23 protein-coding genes are annotated in these 21031 nt (G+C 57.6%); 12 read left to right on the forward strand and 11 right to left on the reverse strand.

Annotation, left to right across the window (positions count from 1 at the left end; all coding sequences use genetic code 11):
- Positions 1-273 precede the first annotated feature (273 nt).
- Complete coding sequence (locus BN2476_RS20545; protein WP_087736011.1) at positions 274-660, forward strand: thioredoxin family protein; 387 nt, start codon at positions 274-276, stop codon at positions 658-660.
- On the forward strand, positions 660-1388 hold the full coding sequence (locus BN2476_RS20550; RefSeq protein WP_087736012.1) for a cytochrome c biogenesis CcdA family protein: 729 nt from the start codon (positions 660-662) through the stop codon (positions 1386-1388). Before BN2476_RS20545 ends, BN2476_RS20550 begins: the two co-directional genes overlap by 1 nt.
- Positions 1389-1583: 195 nt before the next feature.
- Here BN2476_RS20550 and BN2476_RS20555 read toward each other — a convergent pair whose 3' ends face one another.
- Positions 1584-1925 carry a PRC-barrel domain-containing protein gene (locus tag BN2476_RS20555; protein ID WP_087736013.1) on the reverse strand — a complete coding sequence of 114 codons (342 nt, stop codon included), beginning with the start codon at positions 1923-1925 and terminating at the stop codon, positions 1584-1586.
- A 468-nt stretch (positions 1926-2393) separates the two neighbouring features.
- Here BN2476_RS20555 and BN2476_RS46530 point away from each other — a divergent pair, with 468 nt between their 5' ends.
- Positions 2394-2996, forward strand: a complete 603-nt coding sequence (locus tag BN2476_RS46530) for a hypothetical protein (protein WP_160111735.1) — start codon at positions 2394-2396, stop codon at positions 2994-2996.
- Between the two features lie 163 nt (positions 2997-3159).
- Here the strand turns inward: BN2476_RS46530 and BN2476_RS20565 are convergent, their stop codons facing one another.
- Positions 3160-3432, reverse strand: a complete 273-nt coding sequence (locus tag BN2476_RS20565) for a DUF2442 domain-containing protein (protein WP_087736014.1) — start codon at positions 3430-3432, stop codon at positions 3160-3162.
- Between the two features lie 1720 nt (positions 3433-5152).
- Between BN2476_RS20565 and BN2476_RS20585 the strand changes: the two genes are divergently transcribed.
- A complete protein-coding gene (locus tag BN2476_RS20585) occupies positions 5153-6904 on the forward strand; it encodes a hybrid sensor histidine kinase/response regulator (RefSeq protein WP_087736017.1) in 1752 nt (583 codons plus the stop codon).
- A 342-nt stretch (positions 6905-7246) separates the two neighbouring features.
- The gene (locus BN2476_RS20590) at positions 7247-7915 is read left to right on the forward strand and encodes a response regulator (protein WP_087736018.1); all 669 of its coding nucleotides are present in this window, start codon (positions 7247-7249) and stop codon (positions 7913-7915) included.
- A gap of 460 nt (positions 7916-8375) precedes the next feature.
- Here BN2476_RS20590 and BN2476_RS20595 read toward each other — a convergent pair whose 3' ends face one another.
- The gene (locus BN2476_RS20595; protein ID WP_087736037.1) at positions 8376-8903 is read right to left on the reverse strand and encodes a Uma2 family endonuclease; all 528 of its coding nucleotides are present in this window, start codon (positions 8901-8903) and stop codon (positions 8376-8378) included.
- Positions 8904-9607: 704 nt separating this feature from the next.
- Here BN2476_RS20595 and phoU point away from each other — a divergent pair.
- A complete protein-coding gene (phoU, locus tag BN2476_RS20600; RefSeq protein ID WP_087736019.1) occupies positions 9608-10315 on the forward strand; it encodes a phosphate signaling complex protein PhoU in 708 nt (235 codons plus the stop codon).
- Between the two features lie 183 nt (positions 10316-10498).
- On the opposite strand, the gene BN2476_RS20605 is transcribed toward phoU, so the two are convergent.
- From BN2476_RS20605 to BN2476_RS20625, 4 genes are all read right to left on the reverse strand, one after another.
- Positions 10499-10780, reverse strand: coding sequence for a hypothetical protein (locus BN2476_RS20605; protein WP_087736020.1), 282 nt, complete (start codon positions 10778-10780; stop codon positions 10499-10501).
- Positions 10781-11111: 331 nt separating this feature from the next.
- Positions 11112-11447, reverse strand: a complete 336-nt coding sequence (locus BN2476_RS20610; RefSeq protein WP_087736021.1) for a hypothetical protein — start codon at positions 11445-11447, stop codon at positions 11112-11114.
- 237 nt (positions 11448-11684) lie between these two features.
- Positions 11685-12425 (reverse strand): 3-ketoacyl-ACP reductase, encoded by a 741-nt coding sequence (locus BN2476_RS20615; protein WP_087736038.1) that lies wholly within the window; start codon positions 12423-12425, stop codon positions 11685-11687.
- Between the two features lie 800 nt (positions 12426-13225).
- The gene (locus BN2476_RS20625) at positions 13226-13429 is read right to left on the reverse strand and encodes a cold-shock protein (protein ID WP_087736023.1); all 204 of its coding nucleotides are present in this window, start codon (positions 13427-13429) and stop codon (positions 13226-13228) included.
- 708 nt (positions 13430-14137) lie between these two features.
- Here BN2476_RS20625 and BN2476_RS20630 point away from each other — a divergent pair.
- Both BN2476_RS20630 and BN2476_RS20635 read left to right on the forward strand, forming a co-directional pair.
- Entirely contained in the window at positions 14138-14659 is a 522-nt protein-coding gene (locus BN2476_RS20630; protein ID WP_087736024.1) for a hypothetical protein, read from the forward strand.
- A 326-nt stretch (positions 14660-14985) separates the two neighbouring features.
- On the forward strand, positions 14986-15462 hold the full coding sequence (locus tag BN2476_RS20635; RefSeq protein ID WP_087736025.1) for an SET domain-containing protein: 477 nt from the start codon (positions 14986-14988) through the stop codon (positions 15460-15462).
- 1316 nt (positions 15463-16778) lie between these two features.
- Here BN2476_RS20635 and BN2476_RS20650 read toward each other — a convergent pair.
- Together BN2476_RS20650 and BN2476_RS20655 are read right to left on the reverse strand one after the other, a co-directional pair.
- The gene (locus BN2476_RS20650; protein WP_087736028.1) at positions 16779-17171 is read right to left on the reverse strand and encodes a hypothetical protein; all 393 of its coding nucleotides are present in this window, start codon (positions 17169-17171) and stop codon (positions 16779-16781) included.
- Between the two features lie 113 nt (positions 17172-17284).
- Positions 17285-17551, reverse strand: coding sequence for a hypothetical protein (locus tag BN2476_RS20655; protein ID WP_087736029.1), 267 nt, complete (start codon positions 17549-17551; stop codon positions 17285-17287).
- A 685-nt stretch (positions 17552-18236) separates the two neighbouring features.
- Here BN2476_RS20655 and BN2476_RS20660 point away from each other — a divergent pair.
- Both BN2476_RS20660 and BN2476_RS20665 read left to right on the forward strand, forming a co-directional pair.
- Positions 18237-18665 carry a phasin family protein gene (locus BN2476_RS20660; RefSeq protein WP_160111736.1) on the forward strand — a complete coding sequence of 143 codons (429 nt, stop codon included), beginning with the start codon at positions 18237-18239 and terminating at the stop codon, positions 18663-18665.
- 297 nt (positions 18666-18962) lie between these two features.
- Positions 18963-19229, forward strand: coding sequence for a DUF1488 family protein (locus BN2476_RS20665; protein WP_087736039.1), 267 nt, complete (start codon positions 18963-18965; stop codon positions 19227-19229).
- A gap of 247 nt (positions 19230-19476) precedes the next feature.
- Here the strand turns inward: BN2476_RS20665 and BN2476_RS20670 are convergent, their stop codons facing one another.
- Entirely contained in the window at positions 19477-19764 is a 288-nt protein-coding gene (locus BN2476_RS20670; RefSeq protein ID WP_087736031.1) for a hypothetical protein, read from the reverse strand.
- 51 nt (positions 19765-19815) lie between these two features.
- Complete coding sequence (locus tag BN2476_RS20675) at positions 19816-20277, reverse strand: hypothetical protein (protein WP_087736032.1); 462 nt, start codon at positions 20275-20277, stop codon at positions 19816-19818.
- Positions 20278-20393: 116 nt separating this feature from the next.
- Here BN2476_RS20675 and BN2476_RS46535 point away from each other — a divergent pair, with 116 nt between their 5' ends.
- Both BN2476_RS46535 and BN2476_RS20680 read left to right on the forward strand, forming a co-directional pair.
- Positions 20394-20534: a hypothetical protein gene (locus BN2476_RS46535; protein ID WP_160111737.1), complete on the forward strand. Its 141-nt coding sequence runs from the start codon at positions 20394-20396 to the stop codon at positions 20532-20534.
- A 167-nt stretch (positions 20535-20701) separates the two neighbouring features.
- Positions 20702-20911: a hypothetical protein gene (locus BN2476_RS20680; protein WP_087736033.1), complete on the forward strand. Its 210-nt coding sequence runs from the start codon at positions 20702-20704 to the stop codon at positions 20909-20911.
- Positions 20912-21031 lie beyond the last annotated feature (120 nt).

The raw sequence follows: 21031 nt of genomic DNA on the forward strand, positions 1-21031 counted from the left end.
GTCATCGCGCGCAAGCTCGCAGCACCGGGTCAATCAACGCAGCATGGGCCTGACCGCTGCATTGATGTCGTGCCCGCTCATCGAGTTAGTACCGACGTGCCGGCACTGCACGCGCCTCCGCCGACGCAACCGGAAAACCGGAATAGCGTGTGTGGCGAGTCTGGTGGCTCACATCCACCCAGACCTTACAGGCAACCATGACGCGTGTGATGCAATCTTTTCGTCAGCCGGACGTCTAATGGTCATGCCGTACTTCTTACTGGGTAGAACGCAATGCTCAAAACGATTCGCAGATATCTGCTCGCGTCGAGCCTGTTACTCGCTGTCGTTAGCGCCTTCGCCGGCGAACAGACGTTCAACCAGGCCCAGTTCGACAGGCTGAACGCTGACGGGAAGCCAGGCATCGTCTACTTCCATGCGACCTGGTGCCCCACCTGCAAGGTTCAGCAACCCATTGTGGACCGTCTGGCCGCGAGCCCGGAAATGAAGGATGTGACTATTTTCCTGGCCGACTACGACAAGGAAGTCGCCCTGAAGCGGGCGTTAAAAGTAACCCAGCAGTCGACCTTCGTTGTCTATAAGGGCGGCCACGAGGTCGCGCGGTCAACGGGGCAGACACGCGAGCAGGACATCAGGAACACGTTCGCCAAAGCTTTGTGATGGATTTCACTCCGGGTACGTACGCGCTCGGGTTCCTCGCCGGAGCCCTGACGACGCTGTCACCGTGCGTGCTCGCCCTCATTCCCGTACTCGTTGCGTCGGCATTGGCAGTACATCGGCTTGGGGTTGTTGCACTCGCCGCTGGATTGGGTGCGTCCTTCTCGGTCATCGGCATTTTTGTCGCGACAGCTGGCGTGTCGTTGGGACTGGGTAACGACGTGTTCCGCCGCGTGGCGGCCGTGTTGATGGTTTTCTTTGGGCTCGCGATGTTTTCCCAACGGCTGCAGGTCGCTTTCAATCGCGCGACCGCTGGGATAGGTGGTCCTAGCCAGCGCTGGCTGGGTAAGGTAAAGGGCGACACCCTGTCTGGCCAGTTCGCGGTCGGACTGCTCCTGGGAGCCGTCTGGAGTCCCTGCGTCGGCCCGACGCTGGGTGCCGCAACCACGCTCGCCGCTCAAGGCCAGAATATCGGCTGTATCGCGTTGTTGATGGGCATCTTCGGCATCGGAGCGAGCCTTCCGCTGACGATGCTCGGTTTACTTTCGCGGGCCTCAATATCGCGACTTCGAGGTCGACTGCGCTCTGCGGGAACCACCGGGAAAGCGGTTCTCGGGACGGTGTTCATCGCCTTCGGTGTGCTCGCGCTCACGGGGTTGGACAAGACGCTGGAGACAGCGCTGCTGTCCGCAAGTCCGGCGTGGTTGACGGCCTTCACAACGTCGCTTTAAGCAGACGCGGATTTCGATGTTGCAGCACGAAAGGATGGTGCTTTCGGCCGTCTACCTCTGGGCAATGGTCTGAAGCCCGTTCAACTGAAATATCCGGTTTCAGAACTCAGAAGCTCATAGTCAACAGTGCGTGCGTTTGCGGCGCTGAGGAAATGAACGGCGCGAAGCCGTTCCGCCAACTGAACGCTTCTGCCCTTAATAAGGCGGCCGATTGTCGTATTTGTGCACCCGCTGGCCCCAAGCTGCATCCGCCATTGACGGCCAATCGTCGCCATCGAATTCCGGTGCGTCCTTGATTTGTTGGGCACTCATGTCGAGACGGAAACACTCGTTGGTGATATCAAGAGTTAATGCGCTCCACGGAATAGCCCATAGTGTCAGGCCTGTGCCCAGGAATTCTCCTTCGGCCAGCACCGCATAGACAATTCGACCGTCGCGCATATCCGCCATGATTTCCAACACCCTTCCAACGTCGTTGCCGTCGACTGAAATTACTGTCACGCCTGCGAATGCCGACGTCGGCATCACGGCAGGCATCTGTCTGGGGCACCGATGTTGCTGCCGCGGCTTTCATCAACGCGAGACCGGTTTCCATGATTGACAGGTTTCATACGTTCCCTCCCGAAACGGTGACGATTTTCTACTACCGCAGCAATGGTCGCGCCCGCCGAAGACTGCAGAGCAGCGTCTTCAGACCCAAAAAAGAAACCGGCGTACCCTTTTCGGCTATCGCATATCGAAGCGCTGTCGCCCTTCGTTCGTCTCGCCATTCGTGACGCCCACGAAATGGCATTCATTCAACCAACGCAGAAACGATACTCTGGAGCAAACGCAGTAGCGCCACGAGAAGCGATGTGCGTGAAGCGTCGTACAAAGCGATACGGCTGCCCATCGATTTCCAGAAAATTGATTCCCGCGCGTGTCAACCGGAGAATCTCATCAGCCAATGATGCCCAAATCGTCCCAACGCTGCGCAAGTCGTTGTACGAGCCAAAGGGGTCTCCGATGTACATCGCACAATGCCAGGACTTTACGTCGCATCATGATGAGGCTTCCGCCCATATCGAGCGCGAGTTCGAGGTACTCGGCCAGGGTCAGCAGCGACTCGGACGTCTGTTGTTGGTGCTGTGTTCCATTACCCAAAGTGAAAGTCCCCGCCACGTTGCCGCTCTTTGGAACATGATGACGGTGCACATGGGCCAGCCGCCACGATACCGCCGATTTGCCATAACCGGCTTACGGCACGCGACTTCTACCCGCTTTCGCCTGACCTTTGTCAGGCCGAAGAATTCTATTGGCAACGTCGTTCGCTGGAACCGTTCCGTAGAAAGGCTTTCCATCCGTCCCGTATGTCTCGACCGTCCGGGAACTCGTCGCCCGCTGGCTGCGCGCGCGAACTTTTGCTACAAGGTAGCAGCAAGGAAGCGCAGGACCGTTGCCAAATCGGCCGCGAACACCCGACGCCTACGCCGCTCTTTCTTGAACCAGCCAAGCGTCTGTGCACGCCCCCGTGTTCAGCAGGTCGACGTTTTGGCGAAGCGGGACTTCACTCGCCGCCACGTCGTTCGACCGGCCAAACCGCTTCTGGGTCTTCTTCAGGCGCTTTAAGCGTCTTTTTGGTGTTGACCGGTCGGCATTGGGCGTGACAAGCGTCGCGAAAGACCTCGGCTCCCCCGTCCCTCATGGGCGTGTTGCCGGGCGCACGAAATCACTGCACGAATCAGGAAGTTCCTTCCTCGAGGCGGATACGGTCGCCCGTTCTCTCGCAGAGCTAGCGCGAGCGGTCGTCCAGGCTCAAAAGGTACTGGAGACCAGGACCGTCGGGCCGAAATGAGAGCAGCACCGGTACGTTCACGTCCTCGTCGATTTCAGGCCAGAACAGTTGCTGGCGGTCCATCGAGATAGCAAAGTGTTCGCGCTCCGCGGCCGTGGCTGCCTGCAGGACAGGAAACCAGTCGAGAGGGAAGCTGACGGCCCGCCCATCGGACAGGTCAAGAAACAGATGTGCGCTGTCGAAGTGCACGTCAACTGCAGCGCCCTGCATGGCTGTCTCCTGACGCGGGATGCACCCTACACGATAGGTCGCGACAGAGCGGCATACAAGAAAGAGCGTCGCTGCCGGCGGCCGGATGGAAATGATGTGTAAGTCAGTCCAACATGACGTCGTCGAGGGCAGTTGCTGGTTTTCTGCGTGATGTCGGCAACGAACCCATGCTCAGGGTGGGTATCAAGGCACTCCGCCGAGGAACTTCACCGCCCTTGAGGTGACCGGAGGCACATTTGACATCACCCCGTTCAGAAGGAAAACAACTTCCTTCGTCAGCCTGATTATCGGCGTCGGCGTCAACGGAAGTACGTCCATCAACTTCTCTTTGTTCAACGGTCAGCACAGTTTGACGCCAACGACGCGCCGCATCATCCAGTTAGTTACGAGGAGACTCGGGCGCTCGATGGCCGAGTTCGATGGCCGATAGAAGGAGAATCCGAGGCCAGCAGCAGTGGAGCTGACCCACCGGGACGACTGTCGATATGACGAAAACGGCCAGGCGGTGAGAAGGAGCCGCGCCGTCGACCGCCCACCTGATGAGCCATGCTGTGCCGGCAGTTGACTACCGCAGAGCGCTTCTAACCCGGAACTCGAGCTGCAGATTACACAGTACGCGTCTGCAACCGCATCGCTGTCAGTAGGCCTTCTTCATTCCGCCGCTGTCGGCGGCAGGTGCGTCCGTTCCCTCCTTCTTCTGCATATTCGGCTTCATCCGCTTTTGCGACATGTTGCCTGACGTTCCCATCGTGTTTGCGCCCGAGGCGCCAGATGTTGACCCGGTAGTACTGTTTGCATTCGGGGTTCCCATTCCAGTGCCCCCTTGGCCTGCACCAGCAGCTCCACCGCCTCCACCGGCGCCCATACCCTGCGCATAAGCGGCGCCGGATAAACTCAAAATCAACGCAGAAAACAAGATTCTTTTTTGGCAACTCGCATGACGGTCTCCTTCGTATGCGGAGCGACTAGCTGCACCCAGGTCGATGCAACCCGCCATCCTGTTTTTGCAATTTCTATACCGCCGTTGGCCGTGGTGTGGGCTCATCAACTTCACGTTTGTCCGTCGTTACCGGCCGAACTATGTCTGTGCACGAGTTGGCCTGCGGCGGGTTTCTAAGTGGATTCTCTACAGCGCCGGGTGCATTCGGCAGACACCATGTTGAGCAGCGGGACGGACGCGCTGGGGAATTCGCTTTGGAGCGGTGCGGGACATCCTCGTTAGCGCGCGGATGCGAGCACTGTCTGAAGGAGAAGAAATTCGAGCTCGATTTTGCGCCTGAGATACTGCTCTGATGCGGGCGCTGGAGCTACTCGGAGTCGACACGTCGCGACCGTTGCTGCGCTCGTCAGCCTTGAAATGGCCGCGACGGCGATACCCGTGCCGCCTCCGCGCAAGCCGCCAAGGACCGACGGATAACCTGAGTCATGCATGAGCAAATGCAGACGACAGCACGGCCCGGGAATTTCCCATATTGGTCTGCGCATTGGCCGCCCCCGGATTGAAACCAGAGGCGGCGTCGGCGGCGAGCGGCTCCGCATGGGATGGCACATGCCGTTTCACAATGCCGGCGAAAAGACACGCCGGCGCGCAGACTATTCGCCATGAATAATCAATCCTGCGTCGCCACATGCCCATGCCGGATAGTCCGGTCAAAATTGCCGAACTAGAATGGGTGTAGATTTGTTCTCTTCTCTTCAGAACATTCAACGAGAGGACGGAATGCCCAGGCTGTCACATCCTGATGCGGCGAGGGACGCGCAGCGTCCCAAGACGCTTGCCACCGGGAAACTGGACACGCGTCCGCACCGTGCAGCCGACTATGCTGCTGAAAACGAGGCGCTGCATACGTTGGCCAGAGCACTGGGCGCGTCGGATGAGGTCATGCTGCAGACGCTGGTCGATACGGCTCTGTCGCTATGCGGCGCGGGCAGCGCTGGCATCAGCTTGCGAGACCGCAATGCTACGCAGGGTTTCGCTTTTCGTTGGGTCGCCGTATCCGGCCAGTGCACAGCCTATGTGGGCCATATCATTCCATCCGATGACAGCTCCGCGGGCGTGGCACTCGAACTCGACTCACCGCAACTGTGCGCTTTTCCGAAGCGCCAGTTCGCCTGCCTTGCCGATATCGAGCCGGAGATTACTGAAGAACTCGTGGTGCCGGTACCGGGCGTACCCGAGCCGTGGGGTGCACTGTGGGTAATGTCGCATGACGAAGCACATCACTTTGATAACGAACATCGCCGTATCCTGACCAGCCTTGCGAACTTTACGTGTGCAGCACTGAGCATCCGGCAGGCGAAAGCCGACGCCGAAGCGCGAGCCGCAGAAGCCGAGGCGGCACGACGTGCGCTCGCCGCAGCCGAAGCCAACAAGGACAATTTCATCGCGACCCTCGGTCATGAACTGCGTGGTCCGCTCGCTCCGGTAGACAGCGCACTGGCGGCTGCGCAAAAGCTGGCGGCCGACAGTCCTGCTGTGCTGTCCGCTCTGGCCGTTGCCAACCGGCAGGTCGGACAACTGAAGCGCATCGTGAGCGACCTGCTGGACGCCTCACGCATCAGGACCGGCAAGCTTGGTGTTCGCCGCGCCTACGGCCTGCTCGGTGACATCATCAAGGATGCAGTGGGCACTGTCCGGGAGGAAGCTGAGAAGCACCAGCATCGGTTACAGGTGGAGCAGCCACCGTATCCGCTAACGGTGTTTGCTGACGCAGGCCGCCTGACGCAGGTCTTCTCGAACCTGTTGGGGAATGCTGTCAAATACACGCCATCGGGAGGTGAAATCACTCTCCACGTTGAAGCGCCCGACCCCGGCACGATTCCCGAGCATGACTCAACGCCGAGGGAAGCCGTCATCACCATTCTCGACAGTGGCATGGGCATCGCGGCTGACCTGCTGCCGCATGTCTTTGACCTGTTCACACAGGCACCTGACGTCCGCATGCGCGCAGAAGGCGGCCTTGGCGTGGGACTGTCTGTCGTCCGGTATCTGGTAAATGCACACCAGGGTGAGATTGCAATCGCCAGCGACGGTGAAGGCAAGGGTACCGAAGTCATCGTGCGGCTACCCATAGTCTGTCGAAGTCACGTTGCGCACGCAGCGTCCACCAGCCACGGGATGCCGCCTGCCCGCATCCTGCTTGTCGACGATATCCCCGATGCGACGGAAGCGCTGGCGATATTGCTGGCGCTGGACGGTCACGAGGTGAAGCGTGCACAGAGTGGACCGGAAGCCCTGTCACTGGTTGAGTCGTTCACGCCGGACGTGGCGCTGATTGACGTCAACATGCCCGGCATGGACGGTCACGAGCTCGCCCGTCTGCTGAAGCAACGCGCACAGTGCGCCTCGACCCGCCTGGTCGCACTCACGGGATATGCCGGGACGACATCCGAACGCCGTGCGGATGAATTCGACTGCTATCTCGTCAAGCCGCCGTCGCTCGAAGACCTGGGTGAGGTGTTGCGCAGGTAACGTTGCCGCCTCGGCCCGGTCAATACAGCCGGACGATAATCCGTTGCTACCTCTTTCTGCACTTACGACGGCGGAACTCGGGTGACAGCGTCCCACGACCGTGTGAACACGGCCCTGCGCCCTTCGTGTCAGATAGGCATCTTCCTTCCGTTCTGCTTGCAGCAGACACCGTACAACCTACGCGGCGCAAGCAGGAATATTTTGCGCGCAGCGCAAAAAGTACAGACGGCCGCCGTCCACTACTGAGTCTCGCCACGTCGCACCGCTGCCTGCGAGTGCGCTAACCGAGGTCCTGGAACAGATGATGCGGTGACGCACACATCGGGGCCCAGGCGGAGTTGTATGACTCACATACTGCTGGTCGACGACGATGCTAACTTGCGGGACGCTCTCAGAGCTGTGCTTGACGCTTCAGGCCACGAAGTAGTCGTCGCGCAGAACGGACGCGAAGCCTTGCGGCTCACGCGTGACAGCCATCCGCAAGTCATCGTTTCTGACGTGACGATGCCGTTGATGGACGGCATTGAACTGACTCGTCAAATCAGGGCGATACCGGGATTCGAGCAGGTCCCAGTCGTTCTCATGTCCGCACGTGAGGCCGTTCCGACAGTCCCTGTCGCGGCGATGCTGCGAAAACCGTTTGCCCCCTCTGAACTGCTGGCGGTGCTTGATGAGCTCTTCGCCCCTTCCGTCGCGAGCGCAGAGTGGTCGAACAGTCATCTGGCCGTGACGGTGGGCGCCGAAGGACAACAGGGCGACGTACTGTTTACGACTCTGAGTATTAAACAGGGCGCTCGGACCATCTCCGCGCGCGAGCGCCGCATTCGGCGGGGCATCGAACTGATTCGGGCTCAGGAGGAACGGTTGCACAGCCTTCACAGCAGCAGCGTTAATTCGGAGCTCGCGGAGCAACTGTACGATTGCCTGCGCGTCAGCGTCACAACGCTCGTACAACTGGAGCACGCATGCCATCCAGGAATGTCACACCTCATCTTTCATGAGCAGGAGTGAGAGCTCGACATCCCGTCACGCTACGTCACCCTCGCGTTGAAGCACAACCCCTTCGCTGCACCGTCCAACTGCAACAACGACACGGGCTTCGCGAGAGGCGCAGCTGCTCGATTCAAGACCGACGCTTTCGCTACCGATGTTCAACTGGTGGTTGAGTCGTGCTACCGATATTCTGAGCCTACGGCACAATGCCGACAATCAATGCCTATATCCCCAAACCGGTGGAGCTGATGTTCGACACAGAAGAAGGTCAGCGAACCGCGAGCGCCGGCGTTGAGTTCGATGGTTGGAATCGGAATGACAAGACCTTGACGCCACTCCAGGTGGCTGCGCTCTCCCGCACGCTTGGAAGTCCGACGTTGCAGTGGGTGATGGATACCTTGGCCACAACTCATCTGATAGCAGCTCCGGATTTCACAGCTGCTTTTAGGCGGGCTGTTTCGAGTGATACCGTTGTACGTCACGCCCACGCGAAAAACATCGGGTCCGGTTCGAGGGTCACGCGAAACAAGGATGACGCACGCGGGCCGTCCAGGCCTCGATACTCGACCTGCCCGAGGGGGCCGACGATGATGACTTCCTGCGCTCCGCTGTTGAGGTACGCGTCAGCCTTGCGCTCAACGTGGTCGGCGTCATTGTCATCGGCGAGCACCTCGATGCACAGTTCGGGAACGAAAGGTAACGGGGCGCCCGAATCGATTTCGGGCCACTTCTCCTCCGGCATCCACACGACGTCGACAATGCGGATGCCAAACGAGCGCGTGGTTACCGGCTGACGCATCGCGACGCGAGGCCCCAGCTGCGCGGCAAGCTGACAGAACATTTCGGTGACCAGAAGTTGATGCCATGGACACGCCCGTCGATGGGCGACGACTTGTCCGAGCGGGTCAACTTCGTACTCAACCGGGCCGTCGCTAGTCGTGTGTGCAGCCAGGTTACGCCATATTGCCAAGAGCCTGTCTCGGTTCGGGAGATTCTGCGCTCTCATGATGCTCTCCGCCAAAGAGACAATTTCAGTGTATACCCCGCGAAGCGGGGCGATAAGGCGCGTCGGCCGCATCGCGAAAACAATCCGCGCGCTGTGCGTCGCACCAAGACTTTCGGTGTTGACCAGCGGTATCAGGCCTGTTTTGAAGCGCAACAGTGCGACACCGCTGACAGCCCGATAAGCAGCGATGGCCGGCCTCGTGTAGGTAAGTCCCGTAAGCGTATACCCGGCCGAGCGGCAACGGCAACCTGGAAATCTGTCCAGTACCCCACCGTGTCGGCAGACCCGCAGTAATAGGTGACGTAATACTGCAAATCAGTTTGATTCTCACGCGCTCTATTTGACCGAAGAAGAACCATCGACCGGAAATGAAAGCGGCACTATCAGTGAGCGAACCCGTTGGCGCTTGATATCAGATGCGAACACGGCACACAGTAGGAGTCTTCAGCACACACGTACAGCGCGCGGTTTCGCCAGTTCATCTTTTCCAGACCTGCCTTCGCTTGGCGGCGAGCGCTTCGTCGCGGGCCGAGCATCACACTACATTACGCGACCATGTCATTGCACGGCTTACCCTGCGGGCTTAAGATAATACGGTATATACACTTGTCGATGACAGATACGCTTTCTGCCATTGATAGAGGCCGACTCGTACTCTTCATCCAGCGACGTTGGGCGGTGTTCACGTCGGCTGAGGGCGAGAAATGCCAGACAAGCACCTTTCCAGTCAGTTTGACGCTGAACTGAATCAGCTATCAACGAAACTGCTTGAGATGGGCGGACTCGTAGAGTCGCAGGTATCTCTCGTTCTCGAGTTGTTGAACGTATTCAACACGTCCACTTTTTCTCAGGTCCTCGAGAGGGAACAGCATCTCAACAGGCTGGAAGTTGAGATTGATGACGAAGTCAACAATGTTATTGCCCGACGCCAGCCCGCAGCACGTGACCTGCGCCTGCTCATGGCGACATCCAAATGTGTCACGAATCTTGAGCGCGCAGGCGACGAGGCGCGAAAAATCGCGAAGCGATTGCGGCGAATTCACGAAAGCGGTGTTGTGTCCACCGTCAACATCACCGAACTGAGAAACTCGGGCGAGATGGCATTGCGCATCCTGCGTGACGCTCTCGACGCATTCGCAAGAATGGATGTCGTCGCTGCCGCGCAAATCGCTCGTGACGACAAAGCCATTGATAATGAATTTCGTGCGTTTGTGCGCAGGCTCGTTGTTTACCTCAACAACGCCCCTTGGGCAATCTCTAACGGCCTTGATTATCTGTTTGTCGCCAAAGCCATCGAGCGCATCGGCGACCATGCCAAAAACATCGCCGAGTTCGTCGTCTACGTCGACAAAGGTCGGGACGTTCGCCACCTGACTCTCGAGCAGCTTGAAGAAGAGATACTGCGAGGCTGACCAGACTCGTATTTCGAGAATTCAAGAAGGCCAGGCCAGCTCATCGAGAGACCTTCATTCCGCTCAAGCTGGCAGTTGTTTTGGCCGCGAGCATTTGGCTAGTCCGCGACTTCCGTCGCGTCGAAACACTTCGTCATCTCAAGGCGAGAGAACCTGTCGAAGTTCATGTCACTTGCACTGAAGTTAATTCTTGAGCCGTTGCTTTCGTACATAAATTTTGACCACTTCGGCACCCTGCAAACATCCTCGGTTTTCGAGGTCTTCAGCAAGCAGAAGACGAAATGCTTCAAAGCCTCCGGCTCCACGGTCCACAATAAACTGGTCCAAAACTTCTGCCACTGCGGCGGTCGTGCTGGCAGGTGTCAGCGTACTGGCAATATGCGAGACTCCGCGAGCAAGCTCAACCTTGAACGCGAGCCGGTGCTCACTATCACCAGACAGCCCTCTGCTGGCAATTTTTCCCATAGTGAAACTCTCTCAGTTATTGTCTGTTCTTACTGCCCGCGAACGTACTTCAGGTTCAAATACACGGCGAGTTATCGCCATGCTCTGCTAGTCTGCGCGGCATAGCGATTAACAACTTTAGACCAAAAATCCAGGTCTGACTCGGGCCGTTTCCCCTGATGAAATGCATCCGCCCCAACGGGTCACCGACATTAACTAGAGGCACATCTAATCCAAGAATGCACGTCCACACGCTGGTCACGGTCGGACAATCGGCTACTGTCGATTAGCACCTTTCCATGCAAGCACCGGAATGAATCGCACAAAGGCTTCAGAGACATCGTGCTGCGGCTCACGCGTCGCAGAGGTCGCTGGAAGGACCGTTGTATCGGACCTCGAGCGAGGACTTGTCCTTGAAAACCAGTCGTTTCACGACGCCAAAGTCCTGGACGGCGAGAACGGCACTCCGGTTCACAAACACACCAGGTTGCTCGTTGGGTAGAACGAGCTGCATCAGTGAGCCAAATTTTTGCGTCGCTTCGAAGAAGTTCGCCTCATGTGACGGCTCTGCTATTCCCAGCCAATACACGAGCGCGGCGCCGGGGTGTTTGGCATCGCGCGCAACCATGCGTAGCTTCCGTTGCCCAAACAGAAACGAAGACGGTTCGATGCATGGCACATCGCGCATGTGGCTCTCCGTGAGAGATGGGTGAGGTTCGTGGCGTACTGTTCTGACGGCAGGTCGATGCGACAGTTCAATCCAAGTGCGTTCCCGGTGCGGGAAGTAGCTGAATACCTCCATGTCGCCGCGGAAAGGATGTAACGCGGAGAATACGTCGTGCCGGCGCGCTCCCGCGTCTCCAGTGCTCTGTCCCGAGCGCTGGAGAGAGCCGCTTTCGCGCCCTGGTTCCAGGGTGGGTAGCTACTAGCCCATGTACAGGCCGCCGTTCAGCGAGAAGTCTGCTCCCGTTGCGAAAGCCGCTTCGTCGCTGGCGAGCCAGGAGACAATCGACGCAATCTCGGAGGCCTCTCCGAGACGGCGAACCGGAATGCTCTGAACGATGGCGTCCAGGATTTCGGGCTTCACCGCACGGACCATATCGGTCCCGATGTATCCCGGAGAAACCGTATTCACCGTGACGCCCTTAGTCGCGACCTCCTGGGCAAGCGACATCGTAAAGCCGTGAATGCCCGCCTTGGCCGTGGAATAGTTGGTCTGGCCGAACTGCCCCTTCTGCCCGTTCACGGACGAGATATTGATAATGCGGCCCCACTCCTTGCTGACCATGCCTTCAATGACCTGTTTGGTGACGTTGAACAGGCTGGTCAGGTTGGTCGCAATGACGTCGTTCCAGTTCTCCCGTGACATCTTGCGAAACACGCCGTCCCGGGTGATGCCGGCATTGTTCACCAGCACGTCAATCTCGCCCACCTCTTTCTTCACCTTCGCCAAGGCGGCCTCGGTCGACTCCCAGTCCGCGACATTGCCTTCCGACGCGATAAAAGTGAAGCCCATCGCGGATTGCTCGGCCAACCAGCGCTCCCGTCGAGGAGAGTTCGGCCCACAGCCCGCCACGACGGTCATCCCATCCTTGTGCAGGCGCTGACATATTACCGTTCCGATTCCGCCCATGCCGCCAGTTACGTAAGCAATTCGCTTCATCATATCTTTGACTCCCTCGGTTACGGTTAGTGCATGGAAAACTTCCGCCACGGTTGCCGGCGGGTTCTCTCAAAAAATAAATAGTAGTACTATTTACATGCAAAATAGTAAGGCCGCTTCACGCCGGTTCCTCACTATCCCGTCTTACCTGTGTGATGCGTCGGCCGGAAGCCAGAATGGACCGGGGTTAATCCGCCACTGTTTAGGCAGCCGTCGCCCCTGACGTCTGTCCGGTACAGAGCCAGTACACGTCAACGTTAAGAAAGGTCGCAATCCGTGCGAATACGCTCAGCGGTGGAACCGTGATTCCACGGCGCCAGAATTGCACTTCGCGTTCGTTCACATCGAAACGCCTCGCGATGCGCGCAGAACTGACGCCAGCCCGCTTCAAGGCGGTGTCAAGGCGCGCGGCAAGGGCGCGCCTTAGGCTACTGTCCTCACCGCTACGCTCGAGGTGCTCCATGGTTTGAGCGTGTTGATTCATCTCGTGTTAAGTCTCTCAGAAGTATTCTTATAGTCGTCGCTTTTTGTGCGACCGATAAAGATAACCGGTCATTTTGACAATTTCAAGTCACAACATCAGCTTTCACGCGGGACTACGGATGTCGGATAGTTGCGACCGCATACAGTACAAGACCACGTGCTTGCCTCCAGCACCGCCAGTGGAGCAACTCTGGCGAGAAACGGCTGTTAAGGGGTCTCGTTTGCATATCCATGCATATACACACTCTTTATGCCATAGACAGCAACGGTGCAAAATTTCTTGCTGAGAGCGTTGTCTTTGCGGCAAGAGCGGCAACGGGTTACTGCGGCTGGATGTTTGCTGCCTGCTTACCCTTCGGCCCCTGCTTGATATCAAAGGTCACACGCTGGTTTTCCTGCAGAGACTTGAAGCCTTTTCCCTGAATTTCAGAGAAGTGCGCGAACAGGTCCTCGCCGCCATCATCCGGTGTGATGAAACCAAAACCCTTCGCATCGTTAAACCACTTGACAGTACCTGAAGCCATAGTTTCAAGAATCAGTTGTATTGACGGATGTCGCCTGTGATTTGGCAAACACTAGAGAGGTTTTTAACACAGCAAAACTGGTGCGGGACATACGCGTTTACGATATTGGGGCGGCTCAAGAGTGCCGCATTCTCCTCATTTCTGAACAATTTCTTAAGGCTCTCATAGAGAGCGATTACCGTTGGCTCCCTGATAGGCCGACATCGTTGATTTTCGCACGCACCTGCAGTTGTACGATTCGCTTCTGTGACGTGGCCGGATGTCGCAATACGTAATGCGTCGCATAACTAATCAAACGGGGCCTAAAAAACTGACCACCCCGCTGTCAAAAAGGCGAAACATCATCTTAGCCGAGGTCGGGAATTTTTCTTGCCATTTCTGGTCGTCCGTAAATCACACCATTCGGACATGCCTGATTTAACGGGCCAAAATAACGGGGCCGCATCAAGCTCGGCCATTCGATTTCGTCTTTGCTGGCTATCGTATGAAGTATTCGCGCTCGGGTTTGCCGGTAGGCATCGAACCTCCAGCCTCGTCTTTTCCCGGTACCCGGACGAACTTCGCGGGGTGTTCCCGGCACGCGGGCTGTGCTAGTTCGTCACCCTGCCAACTATTCGGTTGAGAGGCGATGCGCAGTGCACCCGCTTGGCATTACCGCGAGCTCAACGAGTATCATCGAACAACGACGCGACGGACGGAGATACTGCAATGGACGACCGGTTTGACAGGCGCGAACTGCTGCTTCACCTCGGGGACATGCTCGAAGCGCTGAGCTGTTTGACCAGGACAGGTCGACCGGATGCGAAGGTAGTGCAGCTCGCAGGTTCACAGGAATCGTTGCAGGATTTCGAGTTTCTCCGAGCACTCACCCCGAAGATGACCGTCGCCGATTTCGGCGCACGCGTCGCCACCGCGTTTTTCCTGTGGCCAAAGGAACTGCTCGAGACGGACCTCAACCGCGAGGCGCTTGCGTCGACCGTTCAGCATGACCTTTTTGGCGGCGACCCTTCCGGCTGGAAGGCATATGTCGCCCATATGCAGAAGAAGGTAAGCTGGTTCGGGACCGGGCTTCCCGCGATGAAAAGCGGCGCTTCGGGCGAACCGGCGCTCGCTGAAGCTGAGTACGCGAGTCCGGTCGTTGCATCGGTCGAGGCAGCACCGCCCACTGAGTGGGATGCACCCGACGAGAAGAAGGGGTGGCCTTGGCCCCAACCGGGCTCGACGTCCTGAAGCGCTGCAAAGCCATCTTGGGGGACGTACGACCGATGTCGGGCTTGCTGCGTGTAATCATCCAGCCGGCCTGGATAGCGTAGGTTTCGTTGCAGCGTTCCCGGGTTTTCGCAAGGCTCAAGGGGGAGCCTGTAGTAGTATTGGACTGAACTCGACGGCGCACAGCAATGCAGCCAGGCACATGTCTCGAACATTTCGCTTGTGATGCTTGACCCCGCTACCCAACGCGGAGAGCCACGACGCGAACAATTACGGCGCGATGCCCTTTACCTCAATACCCGGTCCGAAGACTGGCAAAAGTTGTGACCCGGTTCATTAGTTGATACATGCTTCCTGATAAATCTCCAGCTTCCAGATTCATTGTGCAACCTTCGTCCGTGCATGGACAGGGTGTCTTTGCGAATCAGAATATCGTTCGAGCAGAGCTGATTTCGGAGTACAAGGGCGCACGCGTCTCCTGGCAAGATGTCCTGCAAGGTGCTTCCAGCTACGGCAAGACCCCTGGACACACGTTCCTGTTTGATACCGGTGATGGGACAGTTATTGACGGAGCAAGCGGAGGCAGCACCGTCCGCTGGATGAATCATAGTTGTGAACCGAACTGCAAGGCGTACATCTCCGACGGACGCGTATTTATTTACACGCTGAGAGATATCAAACGCAGTGAAGAACTGACGATTGATTACGGGCTCGTCATCGAGGGACCACTAACAGACGAAGTTCGAGACCTGTATCGGTGCCACTGCGGCTCGCCCAACTGCCGCGGCACAATGCTCCTTACCGAACGGTTTCAAGCCGCCTGAAGTCCATGTACTGGAACGCCCACCGCGACACCGATAATCGTTGCATGGAGCAAAGCGTGTCGCTGCCACTATGGCGAACAGGTCGGGACTCTGACGAAGACCGTCTGCGACGGTTACTGGGGACTGTCTTGTGTTCGTGTGAAAAGCCGGCGATTGTGTATTTGTGCCGCGGGAATCACCACCGCCCTCCACCATGCCCCGGGCGGTGAGGGCCCCAACGACACGCCGCATATCAGGGCGGCCGTACTGGAGCTGCTTCCACCGACCTCGAACTGGCCATCGCCCATGCTATGGATGGCCAGCAATCGCGCCCGCCTCGGGCCTTTACAGCGGCAAGCAGGTTGGCCAATCGGGCACTGACTTTTCTGCGATACAAGCGGCGAAATCGCCGAACCCGTTCGTTCCTCGCGCAAGGATTGAGCGGCGAGCACACTGGCATGCACCTTGCGTGAATACCGGTAACGGGCGCCGTGCACGTGGGTGCGCCCTCTCACAGGACTGAGAGGATGAGATGACCAATACCGAAGAGCAATCCTTACGTCTCGTAGTGGAAAAATGGCTTGGTTTCAACCCTCCCAAGACCGCAAGAATCACCGCGTTTGGCCGTACGGTCTCGGGCGGAAGTCGCTATGTGTGCGTTGAGACTACGCACGACAGTGACCAATTCGCACTCTTCTTCTTTCGCCACAGCGACGGCTGCTGGAGGGTGTTTCCCCCCGCTCCGACGTTCCCAGAAATGACCTTGGAGCGTTTGGCCGCGTAACATCAATGCGATGCATCGCCTCCGAGCGGTATCCTCGGTTGCTCTCTCGCGAGAGCGAATCGGCGACTCTGCTCGCGCGCCGCATCTAAAGAATGAAAATGCGACATATCTGCCCCATGCCGTCGGTGAACTGAAACACATTCAGTCGTCCAGCTCTAACGTCAAGCAGAAGCTGCTCGACATCTGCAATAGAGTACGCAAGGGACGGGTTGAATTCGACGTCGGACAAGAGGTCCCGCCTTCTCTCGAGAAGTCGTTGAATCGCGCTGGCCCGTGAAACAAAGATTTGCTCCATCGATAACCACCTCAACCAGAGCGAGTACCGGCTAACGCCGCTACACCACACAGACCAATCGGCGGGTGTGGCGCGAACCACCGCCCGAAAATTCACTCACGTAAAGCGCAATTTTCAGCAAACCGACAAGCCTGGATGCCCTAATGCAGGCCGCTGCAGCGCTCGTAGCTCGCCGGATAGTGGATGCCCGACGCAGAAGAGGACATCTACCCCCTTCCTCCTCCGGCGCGCCGGCAAGCAAGCCTGAGATGAACTTCCTTACGGTGCTTCGCCGTCGCGTGAGCGCAGTCTGCCATTCATGAACCAGCCCATCTCCACGAGATGGTCCAGGCACATGTCATAGACCGCTCGCACAAACGTAGCGCGGAAGTCGAGTCGGGGATTTTCAGAACCCGCGGCTGACTCGACGCCGAGCACCACCGGCAAATTCACCTCGACGCGTTCAGCAAGCGTCTGCGACCAGCTTGAGATTGACACGCGCTGAAACCAGTCTGCGTCGCCCCCATTCGCGGCCAGCCAGATTCGTTCCAATTCGACGACGTTCCCGATAGTGAGCCAATCGCCACTAACGAGCCTTGCCAAAAGTTGAGACTCAACCAGAAAGGCGAGCAACTCGGCCCTCGCCCGAAGGTCCAATTTCAGTTGGTTCATGATTTTATCTGCACTCCTTATAGATAAGGGAAGCTCGCCGCAATAACGCGAACAAAAACCTCTCTTCAGGCGACCACTTAATTGATTCTTTAAGACGTGCGTGCAGACTTAGCCTATAACGATTCGACCGCGTCATGCGACTCGCGAAGCCTGATAGGCCGAGGGTTTTTCCTATTTATTCGCCGCTCAATTTCATCGAGCTCGTACATCAGCTCTTGCAACGTATTGACTTGATATTCCGTCAGACGAGACGTTTCAATGCGAATGTTCAGCCGATTGCGCCAATAGTCAACAAGCATAATCTCCGGAGCACACTGGACAACGGTCGCACGCATAACCCGGCCGATATGCATGATGTCACGCTCGACAATTGGATTCATCTTTGCCCTCGGAATCTCTTAATACTTGTTCCTACGGGACGCTTAGTGCCTCTTGTTTAAAACGTACACAATTGACGGACTCAATGCAATCGTGTTGCCGTGAAATCTAACGGTATGCTCGCGATTAAAACCAGGATTTAGTAATTTCTTCCCACTCGCATTAAAACGCATCTAAAATGGAATCGATATCACGGTAACAAATTCGCAGATATTGCAAGCATTGGACCTCTTGCCATCAGCTGGATATGCTGATTGGCAGGTTTCATCCCTGTGTGGGACAAAGTCATCCGTGGCGGCTGGTCGCGCCGTGCGATACCGCAATCGCGAATGCGACTCTCAGCATACCGTTCCACGACTTCGTCGCACATCGCGAGGGCGCGCACGCTTCTTTAGAAAGTGGGACTTTCGCGATTCATGCTGCGACGCAGAAGTCTGAACAGAATCTTCTTCGTCGGCGTGACGTCGTGTCGCAGGGTTTCCCCCTGGGTCGGCCTGATTCCCAATGTCTGCAATGCCGCAGGCGGTTAATTGCGTGCACGCGTGGCCCTCCCCAAGAACAAGGATTGACATTTGCGTCTTGGGTCCTAGAATGATTTTCGCTGCGTCGCACCAATGAATCCACTCTGCGACATGCCGCGAACCGTTCGGCTTGGCGGTCTGTTGTTCCCACCACATGGAGCTTGTGATGAGCAGTCTTCGCCCCGAATACTTTGGTACCGCACAGAGAGCTGCCGTTGAAACAACATTTGGCATCTTTAACAAAACACTTGACGGCGCCCGGAAGCTGGTCGAGTTGAATGTGCAGACGGTCAAATCAACTCTCGAAGAAAATCAGGAAAACCTGGTCAACGGCTTGTCATCCCGGGGGCCACAGGCGTTGCTAGCCCAACAGAAAAGCCTGGCTCAAACAGCCCCGGACAAGGCACAGGCGTACTGGCGTCACGTGTGCGAAATCCTCTCGGGGACTCAGGGCGAACTCGTGACATTCATTGAGGCGCAGTCCAGGCAGTACCAGCACAAGGTACAGAATTTCGTTGACAACACCGCGAAAACCGCATCGGTCAGTAGCGAATCCGCTGTTGCGGCGTGGTCATTCCCAAAGACGCCGGGCTAGCCCACAAAGACATAACTATCAAGCAATAGTGTTTTGTCGTCATCTGCCAGGGTCAATTCATGCGAGCCCCGCCCGCAATTTTGCGATTGTCGACTGACGCTTATCAGCAACCGGTGCGCGCGTGCGTCATACACGACGTGTTCCTTTGGGCAACGAGTGTGCAAATACATGCGCGGAGAACCGTCTTGACTTCCTCGGAGCATGGCCCGTGACCCATCATGCAGTGGCAACCTGCGAGCGCAGACGTTCACGCCTTAACGCAACTTCTGCCATGAGCAGCGCGGAGCCGGTATGACAATGGACGACGTTCTCACCGCAGAGCCCTGTGTTTATTCCGAGGGGAAAATGGTAGTTTTCGTTGCGTCAGTCCGTAACCATTCGATGCAATGTTCCATTGCCCGTGCTGCACTTGAGCAGCATTTCTGGTTGCCACCCAATGCGGACAACCGTCGGATGCTGAAGGCATTCGCCGACGGGAAATCGCGCATCGTTGCTGTTGCCGAACGGAGAATGCTCAAGGCGCCGGGCACACCGATAGCATTGACTGCCGCAGATTTTTGCTGAGAGGTGATGCATCGCTGACGGCACAATACACGCCTACCCATGCGCCGCACCGAACTCGCGGCGCTTCTTCCAGTCAGAGGTGCAGGTGCGGGGTGACAGGGCGTGCGCAACAAAGAGCACGCCGATGGCACGGGATGACCCGGAAACGTGGCTCGACACATAAACGACGATGAACGTTAGGAACACTTCTGGCGAAGCCCGCGCCCTTGAACGCGTGGTAAGCGCTGCACGTGAGGTGCAGGCGGCGTCACTGCGCCTCGAAGCGCACTACGCACGCGACTCGAATGAACCACCTACGACGCTCGAACTGGCGCGGTTTGCCGCTGCCATGCAGGAACTGAAAGACGCGCGGGAAGCCTTCGACGCCTTGGTCGCGAAACGAGACGCTTGCTCGACCTAAGGTCATCTCATGGGGCGAGACAACGTCTCTCGCCTCGACGAAAACGCCCAGCCGCCCAAACGGGGACCGCCAGTCATGCAGAAACCGCAAACGCGCCGTCCGGAAGAAATAAGCCTCAAGTTGAAGGCTTTCCACAAAAACGAAGCACCGCCCTCGGCAGTGCCGGCGTCCTGACAGCTGGTCGTCTTAAGCCTTTTTGGGCCGCGACTTGCGACGGACCTTGGCCGGCGCGGCTGTCGTTTCCATTATCGCCTTGACGATTTCGACCTCTTCGGGCGCACGCACTTGCGCCTCGGCGATGTCCCCGCCAGCCACGACTTTCTCTACCTCGTCCGACGCGGCGGCCGGGCACCGTACGGCTTCCGGGGGAATAAGACTCTGGCAGCCAGCGCGCATCACCTCGCCGGCAAACGTCAGCTGAGCGCTCACGACCTCCGATGCTAGTTTGTGAAGGCTTGCAAAGTAGTCCTGCGCAAGCTCGACCAAACCCGGGCCGTTCTTGACCTCCAATGACCTGGCAAAGAGCTTTTGCGACAGTTCGGTACCTTGCTGCAGGAAGGCGAAATGCTGGCTTATCGCCTTTTGCCCCAATTCGAGCATCGAAGCGGCGGCAGCCCGCTGTGCGCCACCTGTTTCAAGGAAATACATGGTTGTTCTTCTCCTGTGTGAAGAGATGTTGTGGCTGAAGATTGCTGGTCAGATGAGGCGCTGATGCGCTCCGAGGCATAGCCTGGCCACTGGCTGGCGCACGCGAGTCAATCGCCATGTCCGACCAGCAACGCGATGACTGCACCAATGCCGACACCGAGAATGATGGGGAGTTCCCTTTGACCGAATCGAGCTACCTGAACCCATCAGGATTTAGCCGCCCGGCCTCGCGCAGCGGCGGCGTCGACCGGGGCTAACAGGCTAACCTTCCGAATCTCGGCTGTCTCGTGGATTCCATGACTTCAGGCGTTTGTCATATGGCAACGCTATAGTCGCGTATCCCCCGTATTGCGCTTATCCTGCGCCGTCGCTCGCCATCTCGCGAGCGCGATAGACTCCGTGCGCAGTTGCGTGGAAACGCCTGATGAAAAGCCGCTCGGTCAACCACGAGATTGCAGTGTCACTGGTATTGTTCAGTCCGTCGGCGCGAGTCGCGCTCGCTGAACCCGATGCAGTCGCGCTTCGGCAGAAACGCCTGGTGGAAGTCGTCCGAACGACTTCCACCAGTGCCGGGTTGCGGTTGACATACGAGGGCAAGGCACCGCTTCAGCGCGTCGGGCTGATGGCAAAATAAACAACCCACGTTGGTCCGTTGGCATCAGATACACATCGACACACCGGTTGACTTCGACGCATTCAACTCTAGAATGAGGCTTCGCTGCAAAGCAGCAAAAGAAGGCGGAAGCATCCTGAC

The sequence above is a fragment of the Paraburkholderia piptadeniae genome (genome assembly GCF_900007165.1).
Taxonomy (GTDB): domain Bacteria; phylum Pseudomonadota; class Gammaproteobacteria; order Burkholderiales; family Burkholderiaceae; genus Paraburkholderia; species Paraburkholderia piptadeniae.